The following is a 22,152-nucleotide window of genomic DNA, read 5'->3' as shown; positions in this document are numbered from 1 at the left end:
CGTTATGAGGTGTGGCCCGATCGCAGCACCACGGGCGACTAATTTTTCGACTTCGCGAGGCATTTCTGCATCCATGCGTCGTGTTCCTCGTCGATCGGGAGAGCGGCGTCTTGGTATGGCCACCGAGGAGGTGGGGCCGACCATCGAAATACGCCTGGGGTCGTCTTACTGACCCATAGATCGTCAAGATATGGCAGTGCCGCTTCAGCGGCCGAATAGCCCCAGTTGATGAGTTCCTTTTTTTCCTTTTCACCCAACGCCGCGAGCCGCGTAGGAATAGAAGCGAGTCTTGCGATCGACTCTCCAGATACCTTCCAGATTGGAAGGCACTCCTTGTGGCGGGGCTGCGGACCGAGTATCGACCAATACAACCCATCCGGGCTCCTCTGCCGGAAACGGTCGATCAGCATATTGGTTCGCAGTTGGGACGGTTGACCATGAATCAGGCTGACTACCCTGAGTGTCTGCGACATCCAAGACGTGGATGGTGTCGGCGATGGGTCAAATCCGCTTCCGCCGTCACTGGCGAAGAGGCGCCCGTTGTTCGTCCATACGGACTCCGTGCCAAGATTGTCGCCGATGCCCCCGTCCGTAAGAAGAACGGTCTGACGGAAATTGGCAATATCCTTCTGTACCGACGATGACAAAGGGTTGCTCGTGGTGCCGCGCTTGTATTCCTGGCCCGAGTCAATCCAATTGTTGTTCTTGAGGTCTAAAGCCACTGGCGACAATAGCGGGGGGTATGCGCTGGATGCTGCGACCACCTTCGATAGGGGTATCTTCGGATCTCCAACATACCCAACCGCGTTGTCGCCGGCATACCTCTTCGTGAACCGCCAGATCTCGCCCGTTTGCAAGCTTGTGGCATTGAAAATGAACTCAGGCGAGTCGGGCAGACTTTGAAGCGTCAGTTCGCCAAACAAATGCTTCGCATACGATTGCTCCAGATACATGGGAGCATCGGCAAATGGCGTTGCGGCACCTAAGACTATCGAGGGAGCGTCTAACGTGTTGCTCGTTAATTCAAGAAGGGGCTTCACAACATAGTCTGGAAAGCACTTCGCTACCCCGTTACTATCGAAGTTGAGCCTTGCCCAATTGATGGCCAGAACTCCTGCGACAATGGAACCCCCGGAAACACTCGAGACATGGCCCACCTTGTCGAGCAGCCCAACTTCATTCAAACGCCAAAGCGCCCCTATGTGGAATAACGCTGCGCGGTATCCGCCTCCGGAAAGCGCCAATGAGTCCACTCTTTCGCGTTCAGGTCTCGTCTCCTGAGAGGCAGCACATTCTGCGCTCACGTTCGCGTTTGCTTGTGGCGCCTCCACTGATGCACAAGCGGAGAGCGCTGATAGAACCGCGAAGGTTGCAGTCGTCCCCACGGATAGCTTTACGTACAGGCCCCATATCGTCGACATATCCGCACCTCCAGGCGTCACACAGCGAAAAAGGATCAAATACGTGGAACTAACAGAGGATAGAACCTTGCTCAAAATGAGCAGGTCAGCCAAAAGGATGTCCGCCTAATGGTTTAGCCCGCAGCGAGTCAACGTGCTTCGATGCTCCATCATCGTTGGATCAGAGTCTGGGTGGCCGTGATGGCTTGCGGTCTTTGTGCGGCAAGGACTAGCTTACGTGCGTCATTAGCGAGTTGATTTGTTCGGAGCTGTTCTTCAAGAACTCGCGCCCGCAGATCCTGCCTCTTCGCTGTATGCCGCCTTCATACTTGTGCACCGTGCTGGGCGACATGGAATCTTTATGACGCCTTCTATCGACAAAGCGGTCATTGGAGGCGTTTGTGGCAATGTCGCTTACTGGCCGGCCTCGGTCGACTGGATGGCCGTGGTCATGGCCGGCAGTCTCTGGTCGACCCTCTAAGCGGTCGGCGGCGGCTGCAAGCTCGATAGGCGCGCTTGATAAGCACTGCGGTCGATGCCAACCTCTGCATACAGCAGCAATTGATAGACCGGTCCTTCGGCGGCTTCGAATGCCATTCGACCGATATCTTGATAGAGCGCTTCGAGTGTTGTTGTACCCATGAGTCCCGACCCCGATTTAGTTATGCTGGTAGGTCTCGATTGTCGATGATTTGGCTCCCGAGGTTGACCGGCCGCTCCTGGCCGGCCTCGGCCGACCGGTTTACCGTGGTTATGCCCGGCAGCGCCCACGCCATTCCAGTGGAGTGCCATCAAGACAGATACCGCAGATGAGGTCTTGCGGGTGGAAAACAGGCGCTCCGCAATCAGCGTAAAGAGATTGCGGCGAGATATTTCGGAAAAGTTCGAAAAGCCCCCAAAAATGACTGACTCGGAGGTTTCCGAGGAAGTCCGGCGTTGCACGGTGGCCGTTAGGCCGGCGGCGGAGCCGTCTCGGAAATAGCGGGAAATGGGCCCACGGGCAGCACGATTTTGACCTCGAGGCCTCCTTGTACGCGATTGGCGGCAGTTGCGGTGCCGCCGTGGGCGGCGATGGCGCGCTGGGCGATGGACAGGCCCAGGCCGAAGCCGCCCTGGTTGGCTTGGGCCTGGACGAACGGCTCGAACATAGTTTCCAGCAAAGGCGGCGGCACGCCGGGGCCCTGGTCGGACACGTGAATGCAGTACAGGCGCCGGTCGGTGTCGTGGACAAAACTCACCGTCACCGTCTGGCCCGATGCCGACACATGCAACGCATTGCGTATGACATTCTCGACTGCGCGGCGGATCAGTTCCAGATTGCCGCGCATCGGCGCTTCGTCCGGAGAGGCTGCCTCGAAGCGGATGCGCACGCCGCGGTGCGAGCCTTCGAAATCGGCATCGGCGGCAACGGCTTCACAAAGTTCACGCAGGTCGAAATGGTCGACCACCGGCTGGGTTCCGCTCTCAATGCGCGACAGCGTCAGCAAGCCCGCAACGAGTTCGTTCAGGCGCGCCGCCTCACGTTCGATGCGGTTCAACGACTGGCCGATGCGCGCGGGGTCCTGGCGAGCCAGCCCGGCCGCCACGTGCAGGCGTGCAAGCGGCGAGCGCAGTTCGTGCGACACATCGTGCAGCAGTCGCTCGCGGCCTTCCACAAGCCGAGCGATGCGAGCGGCCATGGCGTCGAAGTCGCGCGACAGTTCGGCAATCTCATCGTGGCGGCCCTGCACGCCGGCGGCAGTGCGCACTGCCAGATCGCCTGCGCCAAAGCGATCGAACGCGCGCTGCAGCCGTTGCAGCGGCGCGGTCAGGTACCAGGCCAGCGCGATGCTGTAGAGCAGGCCGCAGAGCACGTAGAGCACGATGATGGGCGCAGGCGGCCCGGTATCGGGCGGCAGCCGCGACAGCACCTCGGGCGGCGCATAGTGGATCTGCCACGGCTGGCCGTCCGGACTCCAGACGAGATCCTCGACCAGCGGATCGGACGTGGTGGAAACACGCGACCACGTCAGCGTGCCCTGGCCGACCTGTTCGCGCTGGAAGCGCTCAAGCGCGGGCTGTCCGCCCGTTTCCATCAGGGTCCGTGCGGCAGCCAGCGTGTTGCGCGAGGAAGCCTGCTGTATTTCATGGATGAGCTGCACGTGCGGGGCATCATTGCGCAGCACCGTAAACCATAGCCAGATACCGATCGATACCGCCGTCACGGTCAGGCAGAAGCCGGCCATGATCTTCCAGAACAGCCCGCCCACGGGCAGGCGGCGCAGCCAGGAGCGGCGAGGCGGCTTGGGCGCTTCCGGGGTGTTGGAGGCGTTGAGGGTGTCGGGACGGTTGTGGATGGAAGTCTCCGCGTCGCGATGCATCGTTCAGTCACCCTGTTGGCTATCGAGCCGGTAGCCGAAGCCCCAGACCGTGGCAAGCATCGATTCGGGCGCGCCCGCGGCTGTCAGTTTCTGGCGCAGGTTGCCGACATGGACGTCGAGACTGCGGTCGTACTGCATGCGCGGGCGGCCCAGGACCTGCAGCGACAGATCGTCCTTCGACACCGCGCGGTCGCCGTGGCGCACCAGGAATTCAAGCAGGTTGAATTCTGTGACGGTCAGTTCCAGCGGCTGCCCGTTCACGCGGGCGCTGCGCTGGGACGGAACGATCGTGACCGGCCCGGCTGTCAGTTCGTCGGCGGGTTCGGCGCTGGCGCCGCCCTGGGTCCGGCGCAGCACCGCGCGCAGCCGGGCGACCAGTTCGCGCGGATAGCAAGGTTTGGGCACGTAGTCGTCCGCGCCCAGTTCAAGGCCGATGACGCGGTCGATGTCGCTGCCCTTGGCCGTCAGCATAATCACGGGCACCGTACTGCGGGTGCGGATCTCGCGCAGCACTTCGATGCCGCTTACGCGCGGCAGCATGATGTCGAGCAGCACCGCCACGAACCGGCCCGACGTGGCAAGCTCCGCGCCGGCCTCGCCATTGGCGCAGGCGGTCACGGCAAAGCCTTCGCCCGCCAGGTATTCGCCCAGCATGTCGCACAGCTCCGCGTCGTCATCGATCAGCAGGATTTCCACGTCTTGGTCCGTATTCCGTTGCCGCATTATCGGCCATCTGCGCCGTCTCTGAACCGGTAGCCGGCCGGCTTTACAGGTTCTTTACGTATTCCTTTGCAGTTGCTTACCCCTGCCGGAAGGGCCCCTCGCGACAATGACTGCAAGCTAATTGTCCGGGGGGCGACGTTGGTTTTGCATCACTTCGTCATGCCTTCGGCTTCAGGAAGGGAATGCATGACAACAGGAATCCACCGCTTGCTGCCGCTGGGCCCGATGCTGGTCGCAGCGACGCTGATGTCCGGCTGCCACGGAAACGAAGGCGCCGCGCCGGCCGCCGCGCCGCCCGAAGTCGGCGTGGTCACGATCGCGCCGGCCAGTACCACGCTGACCACCGAACTGCCGGGCCGGGTGTCGGCCGCGCTGGTGGCGGAGGTGCGCCCGCAGGTCGGCGGCATCGTGCAGAAGCGGCTGTTCACCGAAGGCGGCCAGGTCAAGGCCGGCGACGTGCTGTACCAGATCGATCCCGCATCCTATCAGGCAGCCTTTGACAACGCGCGTGGCGCGGTCGCCAAGTCGCGGGCCACGCTGGCGGCAGCCCGGCTCAAGGCTCAGCGTTACAAGGAGCTACTGGACATCAAGGGCGTAAGCCAGCAGGACTACGACGACGCCAAGGCGTCGCTGGATGCCTACGAAGCCGATGTCATCGCCAACGAGGCGTCCCTCCAAAGCGCCCGCATCGATCTGCAGCGCACGCGGGTGACGTCGCCCATCGCTGGTCAGATTGGCAAGTCGGGGGTTACGCCCGGGGCACTGGTGACGGCCAGCCAGACCACGGCCCTGGCGACGGTTCAGCAACTCGACACGGTCTATGTCGACGTGGTGCAGTCCAGCGCCGAGCTGCTGCGGCTGCGCGCCCGGCTGGCCGATGGCTCGCTGCAGCGGGGCGGTGCCGATGTCGGCCTGGTGCTCGAGGACGGCAGCACCTACGGGCTGGGCGGCAGGCTGCAGTTCACCGACGTCTCGGTGGAACAGAGCACCGGCGCCGTGACGCTGCGGGCCACGTTCCCGAATCCAGCGCATCAGCTGCTGCCGGGCATGTATGTGCGCGCGGTGCTACAGGAGGGCACGGACGACAAGGCGCTGCTGGTGCCGCAGAAGGGCGTGAGCCGCGACAGCAAGGGCAATCCGACCGTGATGGTACTGGACCGCGACAACCGCATCCATGTGCGGCAGGTCAGCACGTCGCGTAGCGCGGGCACGAACTGGGTCGTCGCCTCGGGCATCAGCGCCGGGGATCGTGTGGTCGTGGACGGCCTGCAGAAGGTGCGTGACGGTATGGCTGTCACACCGGTGGTGGTTGGTGGCGGGCACGCCGTGGCGCCCGTGGTTGCCAACAACGCGCAGGCCGGTTCCGCGCAGGCGGGGAGGGCCGAATAACGATGTCGCGCTTCTTTATCGACCGGCCTATCTTTGCCTGGGTCATTGCCATCGTCATCATGCTGGCTGGCGGCCTGGCAATCCGCACCCTGCCGGTGGCGCAGTATCCCGAGATCGCTCTGCCGTCGGTCAGCATCGCCGCGACCTACCCGGGCGCCTCGGCCAAGACCATCGAGGACAGCGTTACGCAGGTGATCGAGCAAAAGATGAAGGGCATCGACAACCTGCGCTACATGTCGTCGTCGAGCGACTCCGCGGGCAATGCCTCGATCCGGCTGACGTTCAACGCCGGCACCGATCCCGACATCGCTCAGGTGCAGGTGCAGAACAAGCTGCAGCTCGCCACGTCGCTGCTGCCCACCACGGTGCAGCAGCTTGGCGTGTCGGTGACCAAGTCGTCCACCAGCTTCCTGCTGATTGTCGGCTTCGTGTCGGAGGACGGCAAGATGAGCCAGGCCGACCTGTCGAACTATGCGGTGTCAAGTATCCAGGATCCGATCAGCCGCGTGGATGGCGTGGGCGATGTGCAGGTCTTCGGATCGCAGTACGCGATGCGGATCTGGCTGGATCCCGACAAGCTGCGCAGCTTTCAGTTGGTGCCGGCCGACGTCAAGACGGCGATCGAGGCGCAGAACACGCAGGTGTCGGCCGGGCAGATCGGCGGCGCACCGTCGGTGGCGGGGCAGCAACTCAATGCCACCGTGACGGCGCAAAGCCGCCTGCAGACGCCCTCGGAGTTCGAGGCCATCCTGCTCAAGACCACGACCGACGGCGCCACGGTGCGGCTGCGCGACGTGGCCCGCGCGGAGATTGGCAGCGAGAGCTACGACTCCACGTCGCGCTACAACGGTAAGCCGGCTACCGGGCTCGGTATCAAGCTGGCTACCGGCGCCAACGCGCTTAGCACCGCGCAGGCGGTCAAGGCCAAGGTGGCGGAGCTGTCGGCATCGCTGCCCTCCGGCGTCAAGGCCGTCTACCCGTACGACACCACACCGTTCGTGACGTTGTCGATCCAGGAAGTGGTGAAGACGTTGGTGGAAGCTATCGTGCTGGTATTCCTGGTCATGTACGTGTTCCTGCAGAACTTGCGCGCCACGCTGATTCCGACCATTGCCGTACCCGTGGTGCTGCTTGGCACGTTCGGCGTGCTGGCCGCGCTGGGCTTCTCGATCAATACGTTGACGATGTTCGGCGTGGTGCTGGCGATCGGGCTGCTGGTCGACGATGCCATCGTGGTGGTGGAGAACGTCGAGCGCGTGATGGCCGAGGAAGGGCTGCCGCCCAGGGAAGCCACGCGCCGCTCGATGTCGCAGATCACGGGCGCGCTGATCGGCATCGCGCTGGTGCTGTCGGCCGTGTTCGTGCCGATGGCCTTCTTTGGCGGCTCTACCGGTGTGATTTACCGGCAGTTCTCGGTGACGATCGTCTCGAGCATGGCGCTGTCGGTGGTGGTGGCGATGGTGCTCACGCCCGCGCTGTGCGCGGCACTGCTGAAATCGCACGGCAAGGGCGGTCATGCGCTGGCGACGCGCGGGCTGGCGGGCTGGTTCAACCGTACGTTCGAGCGCGGCGCATCCCGTTACGAAGGAGCAGTGCGCGGCATGCTGGGGCGCCGCCGCCGCTACCTGGCGCTGTATGCGGCGCTAGGCATCGCCATGGCGCTATTGCTGGCGCGCCTGCCGGGTTCCTTCCTGCCCGAGGAGGACCAGGGCATCCTGATGACTCAGGTGCAACTGCCGGCTGGCGCCACGCAGGCCCGGACGCTGGAGGTCATCAAGCAGGTGGAACAATACTATCTGGGGCAAGAAAAGGATGCCGTCGCTTCGGTGTTCGCGGTGGTGGGATTCAGCTTCGGTGGCAATGGTCAGAACAACGCCATGGTGTTCGCGCAGCTCAAGGACTGGAGCATGCGCGACAAGGCGTCGCTGCGGGCGGCCGCCATCGCCGCGCGTGCCCGGGGTGCGTTCGCGAAGATCCGCGAGGCCAATGTGTTCCCGATGGTGCCGCCGGCCGTGATGGGCATGGGCAACTCCACCGGCTTCGACCTGCAGCTAAAGGACACCGGTGGGCTCGGGCACGACAAGCTGATGGCCGCGCGCGATGCGCTGCTGGCGGCCGCAGCAAAGGAGCCGGCACTGGTGGCCGTGCGCCCGAACGGGCAGGACGATACGCCGCAGGTCAGTTTGCATATCGACCACGCCAGGGCAGGTGCGCTTGGCGTGAGCGTGGCGGACATCAACGACGTCCTGTCGACGGCCTGGGGCGGCGCATACGTCAACGACTTCCTGCACCAGGGGCGCGTCAAGAAGGTCTATGTGCAGGGCATGTCCTCGAGCCGCATGATGCCCGAGGACATCGACCACTGGTACGTGCGCAACACCGATGGGGACATGGTGCCGTTCTCGTCGTTCGCCAGCGCGTCGTGGACGCAGGGTCCGCCGCGGCTGGAGCGCTACAACGGCGTTTCCGCCGTCGAGATCGTAGGTGAAGCCGCGCCGGGCCACAGCTCGGGCGAAGCCATGGCGGCCATCGAGCGCATCCTGCAGACGCTGCCCGACGGTATCGGCCACGAGTGGACCGGGTTGTCGGACCAGGAACGCATGTCCGGGTCCCAGGCGCCGGCGCTCTACGCCATCTCGGTGCTGTTCGTGTTCCTGTGCCTGGCTGCGCTCTACGAGAGCTGGTCGATACCGTTCTCGGTGATGCTGGTGGTGCCTCTCGGCATCCTGGGCGCGCTGGTGGCGGCCACGCTGCGGGGGCTCGACAACGACATTTACTTCCAGGTGGGGCTGCTGACGACGATCGGCCTGTCTGCCAAGAATGCGATCCTGATCGTCGAGTTCGCCAGGCAGCTCCATGCGGAGGGCGTCGACCTGACCCGCGCCACATTGCAGGCCGTGCGCATGCGGCTACGGCCAATCCTGATGACGTCGTTCGCGTTCATCCTCGGCGTGTTGCCGCTGGCAATCAGCACCGGGGCAGGCGCGGGCAGCCAGAACGCACTGGGTACCGGCGTGGCCGGGGGCATGCTGGCGGCCACGCTGCTCGGCATCTTCTACGCGCCGCTATTTTTCCACATGATTACCGACGTGATGGCGCGGCGCGCAACAAAGCGGAAGCATCTTGCACCGGATGCCGACACACAGGAGCAAGCATGATGCAAAGACCGACGATTGCGGCCGTGGCGCTGGCCTGCCTGCTGACGCTGGCTGGGTGCAGCACGATGGCGCCTGCCTACCAGCGGCCAGACAGCGCCACGCCTGCCGCCTTGCCCGGCGGAGAATCGCAGGGCAAGGCCGCCGCCAACGGTGCTGGCGAGGTCGCAGCCACTGAGCTGCCGTGGCGCGAGGCCTTTACGGACGCCACGCTGAGGCGCCTGATCGCGCTGGCACTGGACAACAATCGCGACCTGCGCGTCAGCCTGCTCAATGTCGAGAAGGCGCGCGCGCAGTACCAGGTCGAGCGGGCGGCGCTGTTTCCAACGATCAATGCCACGGCGGACGGTTCTGCATCACGCACGCCAGCATCGTTCGCTGGCACCACGGCAGCCACCACGACGCATCAATACAGCGTGGGCGTCGGTGCCGCGAGCTACGAGCTGGACCTGTTTGGCCGCGTGCGCAGCCTGCGCGACCAGGCGCTGCAGACCTATCTGGGCACCGAGGCAGCACGCCGCGCGGCACAGGTGACGCTGGTTTCCGAGGTTGCCACGGCCTATCTGACGTGGAGCAGCGATGCCGCCCTGTACAAGCTGGCCCAGCAGACGCTGGCCGCACAACGCGGCACCTACGACATCACGCAGCGCAGCTTCGAACTGGGCACGGCGTCGGCACTGGATCTGAAGCAGGCGCAGACCAGCGTGGACAGTGCGCGCGTGGACGTGGCGCGTTACACCTCCCAGATGGTGCTTGACCGCAATGCGCTGGCGCTACTGCTTGGCGCGGAAATTCCGGACGATGTCGCGCCGCTGGAGGACCTGACGGCGGGAGTGATCCGCGAGGTGTCGGCGGGCGTTTCGTCGGATGTGCTGCTGGATCGGCCGGATGTGCGCGAGGCGGAACATACGCTGCAGGCGGCCAATGCCAATATAGGCGCGGCCCGCGCGGCGCTTTTCCCGCGCATCACGCTGACGGCCAGTGCGGGGACCGCCAGCGGCGAGCTGTCCGGACTGTTCAAGGCAGGGACGGGCGCGTGGGCTTTCGCACCGTCCGTGAGCCTGCCGATGTTCGATGGCGGGGCCAATCGCGCCAATCTCGATGCGGCAAAGGTCAGCGAGCGCATCGGGGTGGCGAGCTACCAGAAGGCCATCCAGACCGCCTTTCGCGAGGTAGCCGATGCGCTGGCCACCCGCGGCACGATCGACGAACGCCTGGCGGCGCAGCAATCGCTGACCGATGCCAGCCAGGCGGCCTACGACCTGTCGCTGGCGCGCTATCGCAAGGGCGTGGACAGCTATCTGAGCGTGCTGGTGGCACAGCGTTCGCTGTATGCGGCGCAGCAGGACCTCGTCACGCTGCGGATGACATGGCAGGACAACCTGGTGACGCTGTACAAGGTACTGGGCGGCGGGGCGGACGGGGTGTGAAGTCCCAGAAACTAGCCACCTGGCACGGGACACCACTACAGCTTTTCCAAACGGAATGATGTCTATGTCAGATGGTGGTCACCCCTCCGGGAAATCGCCAGTCTAGGTTTGTTGCACGCGGTTTCATTCAAATCGTCGTCGTTGAACTGCAATTGCATCGTACCGCGCGCGGTCACGCATGACAGTGTCGAATGATGGCTTGCTCAGGGGGCGATGACCTACGGACTGCAACTTTTCTCCGGTGGACATCCATCAGTGAGAGAGTGGGCTTGCGCCTTGGAAGTAGCGCCCCCAACCTACAAATTCAGATGACTTAAACTAGGAGCAGAGTTCGAGCCTTGGAGGAAGCCATGCGGGTGATTGTAGGCCTGCCACGCGATGGAATGGTGTTGCGCCAGGTTGCGCCTTTCCTGCCCTGGCTTTTCCTCCAGGCGCTGGCGATTCCGGTCGAAGCGTTGGGCATGGAGTTTCGCTTTTATCAGCAGCCCCAACTCGACCAGCGAATGATCATTGCGGAAGGCCGCATCGATGAGGGCGATGCCGACAAACTTCGCGCGGTCGCGCGGCTCGCAGATCGCGATGACGACGGACTCGTGGCACTGATCCTGAACAGTCCAGGCGGAAACGTCGAAGCTGCCTTCAGACTCGTCGATGTCATGGACAAGATTCGTGTCTATACCGTCGTTCCCGACAACGCTCGATGCGCATCAGCGTGCGCATCGATTTTGTTTGCATCTGGTGAGCGCCGCGGTATTCTCGGATCGGGACAACTAGGGTTCCATAGCTGCTACAAACGGATTGCAAACTCGTATGTGAGTGATTCGCTGTGCAACGAGATCGTTGCCGCAAACGCAATGCAGCGGGGTGTCAGTCATGCCGCCATCAACCGATTCATCGCAGATCACGGTGCGCGAGACATGGCGTGGGTTGGACGTAGCGTCGCGTGCGGGTCGCTGCAGGGACTGTGCAAGCCCGGCAAGCTGGAAAAGCATCCGCAGAACCGCGACGCCCTGATGCGCAGCCTGGACTGTAGCAAGGTGGCCTCAATGCCTTTGCAGCTAGTCTGTGGTGACGCGGAACTGGCAAGCGTTGATCGAGAGCTCGGCAATTTGTACGGGAAGAAGCTGAAGGCAAGCACCAACAAGGCGCCACTACGGGACGGGCAGCGCGACTGGCTCAGGCATTCACGTAATCAGTGTGCAGACAAGGCGTGCCTGATGCGCGCATACCGTCTTCGCATTGACGAGCTGCAACGGATACGGTAGCGATGGCGCGCCGACACTTGCTGCGGCGGTGCCAGAGTGCCATTGACGATGAAAACAAAAATGCGGGACATTTTGTGCCGTCCGCTGCGTACCGGGGTGCTGGCCCAGCCTATCCTCATTCCGTAAAGCAGCGATGGCTTCAGCTGCGCCGCAGCGATTGTCGACGGCGTGCTGAGGCCAAGGTCCAATGGCAAGCCTTTCCAGCATCGTGCACATTAAGTGCTGGCTGTTGAAGAGTAAGTCGCCGTGCATCACTGTTTCAGCGGAGCAACCCATGCCAAACACCACGAAGCCGTTTCAGTGCGTGATCGTCGCCGTTGGAGCGCTGGGCATCTGCCCGGGCATTTTCCTCGCCCATGCGCAGCAGCCTCCAAGTTCCGGTGCCGCAGCCATCTCCGACGCGGTGCGCGAAGGAAGCAGTCCCTATCGGCCGCCTTCGGCACCAAGCGCCAGTCCGGCCGATGCCAAGCGCGAACGTTGCGAGGCACTGCTGGAAGAGCTGAGCGGCACGTCGAAGCAGCGCGGCTACACTTCCCCCGGCACCGCGACGCAAAGCGCACAGGGCCGCGCCGTTCCAAAGCTGGAGCGAGATAACTCGCGCAAGCAGATCGAGGAAACCTATCGCGCTAACTGTACCTGACACGGTCAGCCGGCCGGCGTAGCACTCAGAGCGACGATATTTCGCGCCATGCCGAGTCTGTGGGTGCGTCTTCGAAATTTGTTCTTCTTGGTCTCTTCGTTGTTCCATTTCACCGCCCCACACGCGGTGGCCCGGATCTGTGCTGGCTGCTTCGGCAGGCTTTCTCTTCACAAATGTAATCTTGCCGTTGCGCTCCACCACAATGCGCTCGAACGCGGTCTGCTGAGATAAAGCCCGGCGCCCTGCAACGCGCAACAGCGCCCATGCCGCGCCAAAGTGTATATCGCCAACTCTGTACATCTTGTGCCACCGCCTCGCGTGGAAGCCGCCATCCGCGATCGCGGCCGGCCTCGCTATCAAGCCAGCGGCGAGCGATGTATTGTCAACACGTAGAGCGGACTTCACGCCGTCTCGGGGTCAATGACTCTTCCTGGCCCCCTTGCAACGTATCTCACGAGCGGAAGCCGATTGCATTTTGTGCCAAAGCACGGACTATTTAGCGAGTCCATGAGTATCGGCAAGAGATGGACACCGGAAGGTCTGTCTTCTGAACAGCCGGCTGTGACAGTCATCAACCAGCGCTGCAGTCGCAGACGTGAAGAAGAATCTAGATGTTCCAAACGAAATTCGCGACCTCTTCGATTGGCCTCTTCAGCGAATGCTATTTATCTGGGTCTCTCCCCCATTTTGAGGGGATGCGTTGACCTATTCGTTGCCATACTGTGGATTACGCTTGGCGCCAGTTCGTATCAACAACAAGACAGTCGACGACCGCATACATCGTCGCTAGCAGCCGCCCAAAGACAATACCCGTGAAAGGCTGACGAAGCCGAAGAGAAGGGGGGGAGATAATGGTCGCGAGAACAAGCGGTGGCATCGTCTACGATGCTGTCACGCACGATGTACCAATGCGTGATTGGACGATCCTCGCACAGGATCCTGCGGTGTTGGGCGCGGGGGGTAGGGCCCTGACAACAACAGTGTCGTTACCTGCAGAGCGTCTGGAGCAGGGGCCCAAAGGATTTCGTGTCCACGTTATCGACTATGACGCCTCGAGTGACACGTTCTATAAATCTCGGGCCGACGACCTCGATTCCGACATATTTGCCTCGGTAACGGACATCGACAAGCTGGTTCGAAATCCGTACTTTCATCAGCAGAACGTGTATGCCATCACCATGGCGACCCTACAGACATTCGAAGCTGCACTGGGTCGCACCGTCGCCTGGGGGTTCGAGATGCCAAGCCATCAGCTCAAGGTAGCGCCGCATGCGTTCGCTGATGCCAATGCCTACTATTCCCGCGAATCAGAAAGTCTGAACTTCGGGTATTTCCCCGATGAGCACGGCAAGCCGGTCTACACATGTCTGTCGCACGACATTGTGGTGCATGAGACAACCCATGCGCTTTTGGATGGCCTCAGACCTTACTACCTTCTTCCATCGTCGCCCGATCAGGCGGCTTTCCACGAGGGCTACTCTGACATCATCGCGCTCTTATCAGTCTTTAAGAGCGATTCCATCATCGATTGGCTGCTCGAGCCCTTGTCGGCCCGAGGCGGTCTCGTGCCCGTGGTCAATCTGACGGCAAAAAAACTTAGCGGTGCTCAGTTCGCCAAGCTCGCCAAGCAAATGGGCGCTGCGCTAAACGGCGTGCCGGGTTCGGCGTTACGTGAATCGCTCAACATCAAGCCGGATCGTACTCTCTATAAGAGCGAGCGCTTTCAGGAGGCGCATGATCGTGGCGAACTGCTTGTCGCCATCGTCATGCATGCATTCTTCGAAGTCTGGGTCAAACGGCTGAGCCCAATCGTGAAGACAAGCCCAGGTGGTGTGGCTCGCTCGGTTGTCGTAGAGGAGGGCGTGAAATCCGCCACGCACCTGCTACGGATGCTAATTCGGGCGCTCGACTACATGCCACCCGTCGATCTGACCTTCGGCGATTACCTAAGCGGCATATTGACCGCAGACATGCAGCTTTACCCAAATGATGGCAAATACCACTATCGAGAAGCACTGCGGGCCTCATTTGCGTCATTCGGGGTGGAGCCAGCTAGCAATGCTAGAACTGATGGCGCCTGGAAGCCACCGCGAGCAAGCGAGTTTACGCTCATAGGTACGCACTTTGAGAGAATGCAACGCGATCCTGTCGAGGTGTTCCGCTTCGTATGGGAGAACAAAATTGCGCTCGGCATCCATCCGGACGCTTTCACGCGTGTGACGTCGGTAAGGCCGGTCGTGAGGGTGAGCAACGACCACACGATCCTACGTGAAACGGTGGTTGAGTACATTCAGCAGTTGTCCGTTTATGCCAGCGAACTTGCGACGCTTGGGATCAGGAAGCCCGCGGAGATGCCGACTGCCAAATTGATTCATCTCTTTGGCGGTGGAACAATAGTCTTCAACGAATACGGTCTACTCAAATTCCACATCGGGACCGGCGTGACGAGCGAAAAGCAAAGTGATCGCCTGCGGAGCCTCTGGGACAGTGGCCATTTTTCACAGCCGCAGTCGGTCACCGCACGGATTGCGGCGATGCATCGCGATCGAGAGCTTCGACCGGCATTCACGGCAAAAGGGGGCTGGTAGCATGACCTCGAAGAAGGCAGCAGCGAGAAAGAATAGTCCGACAGAGCTGACGCTGCGCAGCTACAACGTAGGCTTTGGTGATTGTTTCTTGCTTACGTTTCACTATCCGGCGGATCTCAGGCATGTACTCATCGACTTCGGCACCACGCGAGCGCCCAAGGGCAATGACTCGGCGAAGTACCTGTTGGAGATTGCGCGCTCGATCGAGACAGATTGTGGAGGCAAGCTGCACGCGGTCGTCGCTACGCACAGACACAAAGATCACATCAGCGGCTTTTCGCTAGTTTCGGGTAAGGGGCCAGGCCAAATCATCAGAAAATTAAATCCGGACTTGGTAATCCAGCCCTGGACCGAGGATCCCGAGGCCCAGGCCGACGCGAAGGCACCCACGAGCGTGAGCCAAAGCAATCACCATCAGGCCATGCGTAAGCATCTTGTAATGCTTAACGACATGAATGAGTTTGCTGGCTATGTGAAATCGGCGAGCGCGCGCTTGCGAGGCAACCATCTCAATGAAGTAAAGGCGCAGCTAGAATTTCTTGGTGATGACAACGAACTGGCCAATCGGGATGCCGTCGAGAACCTTGCAAGCATGGGGCGGAGAAGGAAGTATGTGTATGCGGGCGCGAGCGCAGGACTTGAGGACATCCTCCCTGGCGTAAAAACATACGTGTTGGGCCCGCCTACGCTCGAGCAGCATGCTGGAATTCGGAAGCAAAGCCAGACCAACGCAGAAGAGTACTGGCAATTGTCAGGAGCTCGGGCAGAGTTTTGGGCTAAACGTGGGCGCATCGCAAGAATGGGCAAGCCCGGCTCTTTCAGCTTGTTTCCAAAGTACGAGGACGTGCGTCGTCCGTGGGATATGCGATGGTATCGATACCAGGCGCAGCGTGAACAAGCCGAGAACTTGCTGTCGCTCGTTCGGATTCTGGATAAGCAGATGAACAACACAAGTGTCATTTTGCTTTTCGAAGCGAACGGGAAGTTCATTTTGTTCCCCGGCGATGCGCAGTTTGAAAACTGGCAGTACGCGTTATCAGATCCAAAGCATGTAGCGCGACTGGCCAATGTGGGGCTCTACAAGGTGGGCCATCACGGCAGCCGCAATGCGACTCCCAAGACCCTGTGGGAGGGCTTTGCGTCAAAGGGCGGTAAGTCGAAAAAAGGGCGGCTCGTCACACTGCTCTCTACGCTCGACCATGTCCATGGTAGTGAGGAGCGTCACACCGAGGTGCCACGGCAAACCCTCCTGGATGCTTTGAGGAAGGAATCTGATCTACATGACACGCGCACGGTTCGCGAAGGCGAGTTCTGTTCGGTGACACGATTTCTGTTGTGAGCGGGCCAACGGTTGCTACTTGGACCAGCGCGTCAAATGACCGTCCTGCCACCGCCTGGAGCCTTCATGCGATCAACGCGCATTCTCATAGTCACCGATCGTGTTCGCCATCGCTGCCTCCCGCAGCCAGGGGCGAAGCTGGGAGCCTACGGGACAATGGAGGTCATCGTCCTTGGCGCCCCGTAACCAGTCGGCCGATTGATCGTGGCATTCTTGGAACGGGACTGTTGGCTAACATATTTGCCTCGAAGTTCTGCGATCACCAACCGGTTTACCGTCGACGCGTTGATCACCCAAGTGGCCCGGGGCTTTCTTGACTTGAATCGATCGATATCGCTTGCGTACAGCGGACAGGAGAGCCCCCCGTTCGCGTTAATCGCAAAAAGTATCTATATCGATACATTTGCAGCGCATTTTTAAGTCAACTTGCGCGGCAGGCCTAGCCAGGACACATCATGCCGTCTGCTGCTTGGCTTGTTGATAGTGTGCGAAATGGCTACCTGGATATGACCGTGCGTAGCGATCATTGGGTGACGCCGCGAAGCGCCAGTTCGAGTTGAAAGGTCACATCGAAACTTCGAACGTTTGGGACGAGCAGGCCGGGACTTCCAATCCCTAGCGGATTCATGAGCTGCTAGGGAACACCTTACGTGCAATCCAAATGTCATGCCCTCGGCTGGCAAGCTCCTTGCAGGTTTGCCTGGCGAATTTGACGCGCGACCATTCACCGAAACAACGCTTCTTGTTCGGTTCATCGTCGATCCCTGAGGAAGGCCGCGAGGATGTTCAGGGAAAAGTAGTGATCGTCGCGACAGCGCTACGCGTTTGCGCGCCGCCATCTTTATTCTTTGTAGATGTGCGCCGCGAAGTAGTCGAGCAGAAGCCGCACGTTGGGCAGTAAGCCTCGGCGCGACGGGAACACCGCGTGGATGATGCCCCCCTTGGGTTCCCAACCTGGTAGCACATCCACCAGCGTGCCCTTTCGCAAGTCATCCTCAACCACCATACATGGGAGCTGCACGATGCCGACACCGTATTGCGCCGCCTTACGGAGTGCAGACATGTCGTCGGTCACGTATCGGGGCTCGTGCCGGATTTCCGCTTGCTCGTCATTTGGCCCTACCAGTTGCCAGACATGACTGCGTGCCGGCCCCCAGTCTAGGCTCGGCAGACCTGTCAGGTCTGTCGGTTGCTGAGGCAAATTCCGGTTTTCGAGCAGGGCCGGGCTCGCCACGAGTCGCTGGTGGCTTTCGGACAGCACGCGCATTATGAGGTCGCTGTTTTCCAGCGGAGGAAACCGGACCCGCAACGCTAGATCTAGACTCTCGCCGATCACGTCGACGCGCCGGTTGGTAGCTTCCAGGTGTACACGTACCTTCGGATATTCCAGCATGAACTGGGCTACTAGCCCCGCGATACGGTATTCAAGCAATGTGGTCGGACAGGTCATGCGCACGATACCTTGGGGCTCAGACCGTTCGCGCTCCATCACCTCGCGCGCCGCTTCGGCTTCAACGAGTACCCCGACGCACCGGTCATAGAACTCTCGGCCGGTGTCGGTCACCGAGAAGTGGCGTGTCGAGCGCTGCAGCAGCCGCACGCCATATCGGGCCTCCAGCGCGGCAATGCGCCGACTCAGCTTGGACTTTGGCGTGCCCAGTGCCAGGCCGGCCTGTGTGAAGCCTCCATGGTCTACGACCTTGACGAAGTAGTAGAGATCATTGAGGTCGTCCATGACTGTTCCTTTCATAGAACACAGACGGCATCTTACGGCACTACTACGTTGGGTTCTGCAATCCTATGATTGCCTCCACGCTTCGGCGATCGCCTGCGCCAAGGCGGTCTTCGAGGCGATTAAGGAACGCTTCATCCGCAAGCGTAAATGCCCATCCCCGCAAGGAGACTGTCATGACCACGCCTTACAAGCGCCTGGACAAGAACGATGCCGCCGTGCTTCTGGTAGATCACCAGGCTGGCCTGCTGTCGCTGGTACGCGATATCGACCCGGACAAGTTCAAGAACAACGTACTGGCGCTGGCCGATCTGGCCAAGTACTTCAAGCTGCCGACCATCCTTACCACCAGTTTTGAGAATGGCCCCAACGGCCCGCTTGTGCCCGAATTACGGGCACAGTTTCCCGAAGCGCCATTTATTCCACGCCCAGGACAGATCAACGCGTGGGATAACGAGGATTTCGTAAAGGCCGTCAAGGCCACGGGCAAGAAGCAACTCATCATTGCCGGCGTAGTGACGGAAGTCTGCGTCGCCTTTCCCGCCCTGTCTGCAATGGCCGAAGGTTTCGATGTTTTTGTCGTGGGCGATGCCTCCGGTACCTTCGATCCGATCACTCGTGATGCGGCGTGGCACCGAATGGCCCATGCCGGGGCCCAGATGATGACGTGGTTCGGCGTGGCCTGCGAGTTGCATCGCGACTGGCGCAATGACATTGAGGGCCTTGGCACGCTGTTCGCCAACCACATTCCCGACTATCGCAACCTGATGACGAGTTTCAAGGTACTTACTGCAAACCAGAAATAAACCGCCGCCGTTGTACGCACGGCTGAAGTCCCGCAACAAACAGATGAGGCGGGACTTCTCGTGTACGCATGGCTCTTTTCGCCTAGCCACGCATGCCAGTGTGAACGAAGTGATCGCTCCGTTAGCGCACCCGGGAGGTTCTAGTATGATCTATGCATTGAGTCTTCTTAAACGCGATCCCATCAAAACCGAAGCACTGGATGTCAGCCCATTCGCCTTTTCGTGCGGCACCGCGCAACAAGTCGAGTCAGGCGTTCTGGCACGACCCGAGCATGTCTTTTGTCGAGAGCCGCCGCGCCTGTCATAGCCGAGCCTGCTACAAGCCGCACCACCATCCCACCTTTTCCATTGGCGCCGTCGATGACGGCCGCAGTGTCTTCGACGGCGGCACCGGCGGTCCAGTCGCGTTGCATCCCGGCACACTTGTATTCGTGCCCGCGACACGCGTGCATGCCTGCAACCCGGCACCCGAAACGGCTTGGAGCTACCAGATGCTGCACCTGGACGCGGCCTGGCTCCATGCCGTCCGGATGGAGTACGCGCAGGCCCACTCGCTAGATACCGAGCCGATAAGGGTCGTGACCGACCCGTCGGTCTACGCACGCTTCTGCCAACTTAACGCGTTGTTGTTCTCTGAGGTCAGCCCGTGCGACAAGGAAGCAGCGCTGATCGTGTTCATCGGCGACTGCGACACTAGGCAGGGCTTGCGCATCGAAGCGCCAGACGCTCCATCGAAGCTGCTGGCACAAATCCGGCCAGCCCTCGATTGCCTTCGCACCGCGCCCGCTTCCAGCATTACTTTGGACGAACTGGCACAACTCGCTGACATGAGTCGCTACCAACTGATCCGCGCTTTCCGCGCAGTGACCGGCATGACGCCGCATGCCTGGCAACTGAACCAGCGCATCAATCTGGCAAGGGAGCAGCTTCGGGGTGGAGAGCGCATCTCGGACGTCGCCCAGAACCTAGGCTTTGCCGATCAAGCGCATTTCCAGAGGGTTTTCAAAGCGCATACGGGCGTCACGCCAGGACGCTTCCGCGCGTAGCGTCGGAAACGGTACGACTGCAATTTCCTTCAATACAGAACGCGCTGCGGTCGGCACACTGCGAGAAAGATTCGTAGGTGTACATTGAATGCATCAGTTTTTGATGATCGCCGCAGTGCATTTCCTGGCCCTGCTTTCCCCCGGCCCTGATTTTTTCCTGATCGCCCGAACATCCCTGTCTGCTGGCTGGCGCGTTGCCAGCGGCGCTTGCCTTGGCATCGCCATAGCCAATGGGGTGTTCATCACTGCCGCGTTCGGCGGCACAGCCGCGCTGCAGCCGGACACGAGGTTGTTCGTCGTTCTGCAGTTGGCCGGCTGCGCCTATTTGCTCTATATCGGCGTGCTGTTCGTGCGCTGCGCCGGCAGCAATGACCTCAATGTGGCAGCATCCGCTGGCCGGGACGCTCCGCGCACGCAACCACTCGTCGCCTGGCGACGTGCCGCCGGCATGGGCTTCCTCTCTGGCATCCTCAACCCGAAGAACGCGCTGTTCTATGCCAGCTTGGCCGCGATGCTGGCCGGCCCTCACGCCAGTGCGGGATGGAAGGCGCTCTACGGCACCTGGATGTTCAGTGTGGTGTTGCTTTACGATGTGGTGATTGCCGTCCTGATCGGCCACCAAAGCGTCCTGAGACGCTTCGCACGGACTCTGCCGTGGCTGGAACGCATCTCCGGGCTTATTTTGATCCTGCTGGCGCTTGGCGTGATCACGGTTCTTTTGCTTCGTTGACGGGGCAGGCGTCCACCGGCGGATGGACTCCTGACCGATCAGCTTTTCTCGTTCGCTCTAGCAAGCTTGGCTTCAACGAGTCGCTGCACCTTGTTTATGAGAGAAGCGAGTTCAGGCATATCTCCGTACATATCGAACTCACGGACCGCAATCAGGCCCATCGAAAATGGTCCCGGCGCCGGTTCGATAGGAAGTCCACATTCAAAACTGCGACACCAATTTAGTTGACGCTCGATGCTGACTGCCGGCTCGAACGCCTGAGCGGCCATCGGTTGAATCTCCCGAAGGGCGGAGTCAATCAATTCCAGCAGCGAATTCTCCATGATACGCAGGCGCTTTAATGACCGGTCTCGAGATCAATTCTATGCTGCGCCGGTAGGGGCCCGACCGACCGCGAGATCGGTTACGTCTGGGCCAGCCGGCTGAAGGCGACCCATCAGGGCCATTCGAGCGAGCTATGCCGTAGGTCTGCTTCCAGTTGACGAGCAGTCATCCCCACTGCCGAATTTTGCGGTCAATAAACCCCAGTGACAAACCGAGCGACGGGTGTCAAGTAGACGGACCCCGGTAAAGGCCTTTCGAGAGCGGCACAACCACGTCGGCAAAACTAGCTGCCGGCGCCGCTAGAATCCTCGCTTCCCACCTCGCCGGCGTAGTACACGATATGCCGTTGCAACAGAGACAGCATCGTCTCTGCTGCAGGCGTGGGTGGCAAACCTCGCCTCCGCACAAGGACAATGTCTACGAAAGGCAGCTTTTCAGCGATCGGGATCTCCGTCAGCACGCCCTTCATCAGCGCGGCTTCGACCCACTGCCGGGGCTGCACCGCAAGCATGTCTGTGGATGCCAGGAGCGACCATGTCGCAGTGCCGTAGTCGCACAGCACTACCCGTGATGGCACGTCGAGTCCGTGCGACTGGAAGAATTGATCATGGTCGGTCGCCATCATGCCCGTGGCGCTCGACACGAGCCATTGCGCACCGAGCAGGTCGCTGAGTCTGCGCGCCTTGCGCAGCGGATGATCCCGGCGGCAGACGATGGCGCGTCTGTTTTGCATCAGCAGTTCGACACTGTAGTCGTCCCCGAGCGGCAGGGATGGGCGGGGTCCGATGGCAAAGTCCAGTGCGCCGGCGCGGAGTTCCGGAAGCATCGTGCCGGGCTGAGCCGGGATGATGCGGATCGCCGCATCGGGGAATTTCGCGCTGAACGCCTTGATGGTGTCGGGAAGGACGGAAAGTGCCACCGCCGCTGAGACGGCCATGCTGACGCTGCCGCCCGTCCCGCTGGAAATCTGCCGTACTTCGCCCTGGCCCCGCTTCAGCTCATTGAGTGCCGCCTGCGCGCGATGGAGGAATGCCTTTCCTGACGGCGTCAGCATCGCGCCGCGCGCATTTCGCTCGAACAGCGTCGCGCCCAGCTCGGTTTCGAGCTGCTGGATGCTCTTGGACAGCGAAGGTTGTGCCAGTTCCAGCTTGCGCGCTGCCGCACGCAGGCTGCCTGTCTGGGCGACGGCGACGAAGTCGCGGAGGTTGTGAAGCTTCATCGGAGT

The 22,152-nt window shown here is 61.1% G+C and carries 17 protein-coding genes; 10 read left to right on the top strand and 7 right to left on the bottom strand.

Annotation, left to right across the window (positions count from 1 at the left end):
• Positions 1–38 precede the first annotated feature (38 nt).
• The 4 genes from MFF62_RS28925 to MFF62_RS28910 all read right to left on the bottom strand — a co-directional run bounded on the left by MFF62_RS28925 (position 39) and on the right by MFF62_RS28910 (position 4,456).
• Positions 39–1,514, bottom strand: coding sequence for a patatin-like phospholipase family protein (locus tag MFF62_RS28925; RefSeq protein ID WP_238267114.1), 1,476 nt, complete (start codon positions 1,512–1,514; stop codon positions 39–41).
• Positions 1,515–1,877: 363 nt separating this feature from the next.
• Positions 1,878–2,042: a hypothetical protein gene (locus MFF62_RS28920; protein WP_238267113.1), complete on the bottom strand. Its 165-nt coding sequence runs from the start codon at positions 2,040–2,042 to the stop codon at positions 1,878–1,880.
• Between the two features lie 308 nt (positions 2,043–2,350).
• Complete coding sequence (locus MFF62_RS28915; protein ID WP_238267112.1) at positions 2,351–3,760, bottom strand: ATP-binding protein; 1,410 nt, start codon at positions 3,758–3,760, stop codon at positions 2,351–2,353.
• Between the two features lie 3 nt (positions 3,761–3,763).
• Positions 3,764–4,456, bottom strand: coding sequence for a response regulator transcription factor (locus tag MFF62_RS28910; RefSeq protein ID WP_238267107.1), 693 nt, complete (start codon positions 4,454–4,456; stop codon positions 3,764–3,766).
• Positions 4,457–4,669: 213 nt separating this feature from the next.
• Between MFF62_RS28910 and MFF62_RS28905 the strand changes: the two genes are divergently transcribed.
• The 7 genes from MFF62_RS28905 (at position 4,670) to MFF62_RS28875 (ending at position 16,289) form a co-directional block, all read left to right on the top strand.
• Positions 4,670–5,872, top strand: coding sequence for an efflux RND transporter periplasmic adaptor subunit (locus MFF62_RS28905; RefSeq protein ID WP_238267099.1), 1,203 nt, complete (start codon positions 4,670–4,672; stop codon positions 5,870–5,872).
• A 2-nt stretch (positions 5,873–5,874) separates the two neighbouring features.
• A complete protein-coding gene (locus MFF62_RS28900) occupies positions 5,875–9,030 on the top strand; it encodes an efflux RND transporter permease subunit (protein ID WP_238267098.1) in 3,156 nt (1,051 codons plus the stop codon).
• Complete coding sequence (locus MFF62_RS28895) at positions 9,030–10,457, top strand: efflux transporter outer membrane subunit (protein WP_238267155.1); 1,428 nt, start codon at positions 9,030–9,032, stop codon at positions 10,455–10,457. The genes MFF62_RS28900 and MFF62_RS28895 overlap by 1 nt, the downstream gene beginning before the upstream one ends.
• 338 nt (positions 10,458–10,795) lie before the next feature.
• Entirely contained in the window at positions 10,796–11,722 is a 927-nt protein-coding gene (locus tag MFF62_RS28890; protein ID WP_238267095.1) for an ATP-dependent Clp protease proteolytic subunit, read from the top strand.
• A 274-nt stretch (positions 11,723–11,996) separates the two neighbouring features.
• Positions 11,997–12,362 (top strand): hypothetical protein, encoded by a 366-nt coding sequence (locus tag MFF62_RS28885; protein ID WP_238267092.1) that lies wholly within the window; start codon positions 11,997–11,999, stop codon positions 12,360–12,362.
• Positions 12,363–13,270: 908 nt separating this feature from the next.
• A complete protein-coding gene (locus MFF62_RS28880; RefSeq protein ID WP_238267091.1) occupies positions 13,271–14,950 on the top strand; it encodes a gluzincin family metallopeptidase in 1,680 nt (559 codons plus the stop codon).
• 1 nt (position 14,951) lies between these two features.
• A complete protein-coding gene (locus MFF62_RS28875; protein ID WP_238267090.1) occupies positions 14,952–16,289 on the top strand; it encodes a ComEC/Rec2 family competence protein in 1,338 nt (445 codons plus the stop codon).
• An 841-nt stretch (positions 16,290–17,130) separates the two neighbouring features.
• On the opposite strand, the gene MFF62_RS28870 is transcribed toward MFF62_RS28875, so the two are convergent.
• Positions 17,131–18,024: a LysR substrate-binding domain-containing protein gene (locus MFF62_RS28870; RefSeq protein ID WP_238267089.1), complete on the bottom strand. Its 894-nt coding sequence runs from the start codon at positions 18,022–18,024 to the stop codon at positions 17,131–17,133.
• A 173-nt stretch (positions 18,025–18,197) separates the two neighbouring features.
• On the opposite strand from MFF62_RS28870, the gene ycaC reads away from it, so the two are divergent.
• The 3 genes from ycaC (at position 18,198) to MFF62_RS28855 (ending at position 20,603) form a co-directional block, all read left to right on the top strand.
• Positions 18,198–18,827 carry an isochorismate family cysteine hydrolase YcaC gene (gene ycaC, locus MFF62_RS28865; RefSeq protein WP_238267084.1) on the top strand — a complete coding sequence of 210 codons (630 nt, stop codon included), beginning with the start codon at positions 18,198–18,200 and terminating at the stop codon, positions 18,825–18,827.
• A gap of 200 nt (positions 18,828–19,027) precedes the next feature.
• Positions 19,028–19,873, top strand: coding sequence for an AraC family transcriptional regulator (locus MFF62_RS28860; RefSeq protein WP_238267083.1), 846 nt, complete (start codon positions 19,028–19,030; stop codon positions 19,871–19,873).
• 88 nt (positions 19,874–19,961) lie between these two features.
• Positions 19,962–20,603, top strand: a complete 642-nt coding sequence (locus tag MFF62_RS28855; RefSeq protein WP_238267082.1) for a LysE family translocator — start codon at positions 19,962–19,964, stop codon at positions 20,601–20,603.
• Positions 20,604–20,641: 38 nt separating this feature from the next.
• Here MFF62_RS28855 and MFF62_RS28850 read toward each other — a convergent pair whose 3' ends face one another.
• Both MFF62_RS28850 and MFF62_RS28845 read right to left on the bottom strand, forming a co-directional pair.
• Positions 20,642–20,926: a hypothetical protein gene (locus MFF62_RS28850; RefSeq protein WP_238267081.1), complete on the bottom strand. Its 285-nt coding sequence runs from the start codon at positions 20,924–20,926 to the stop codon at positions 20,642–20,644.
• Between the two features lie 284 nt (positions 20,927–21,210).
• Positions 21,211–22,146 (bottom strand): LysR substrate-binding domain-containing protein, encoded by a 936-nt coding sequence (locus tag MFF62_RS28845; protein ID WP_238267080.1) that lies wholly within the window; start codon positions 22,144–22,146, stop codon positions 21,211–21,213.
• Positions 22,147–22,152 lie beyond the last annotated feature (6 nt).

It is taken from the genome of Cupriavidus pauculus (assembly GCF_022179805.1).
GTDB classification, from domain to species: Bacteria; Pseudomonadota; Gammaproteobacteria; order Burkholderiales; family Burkholderiaceae; genus Cupriavidus; species Cupriavidus pauculus_E.
Note: the sequence above shows the minus strand (reverse complement) of the source record. Positions and strands in the feature narration are given on the sequence as shown.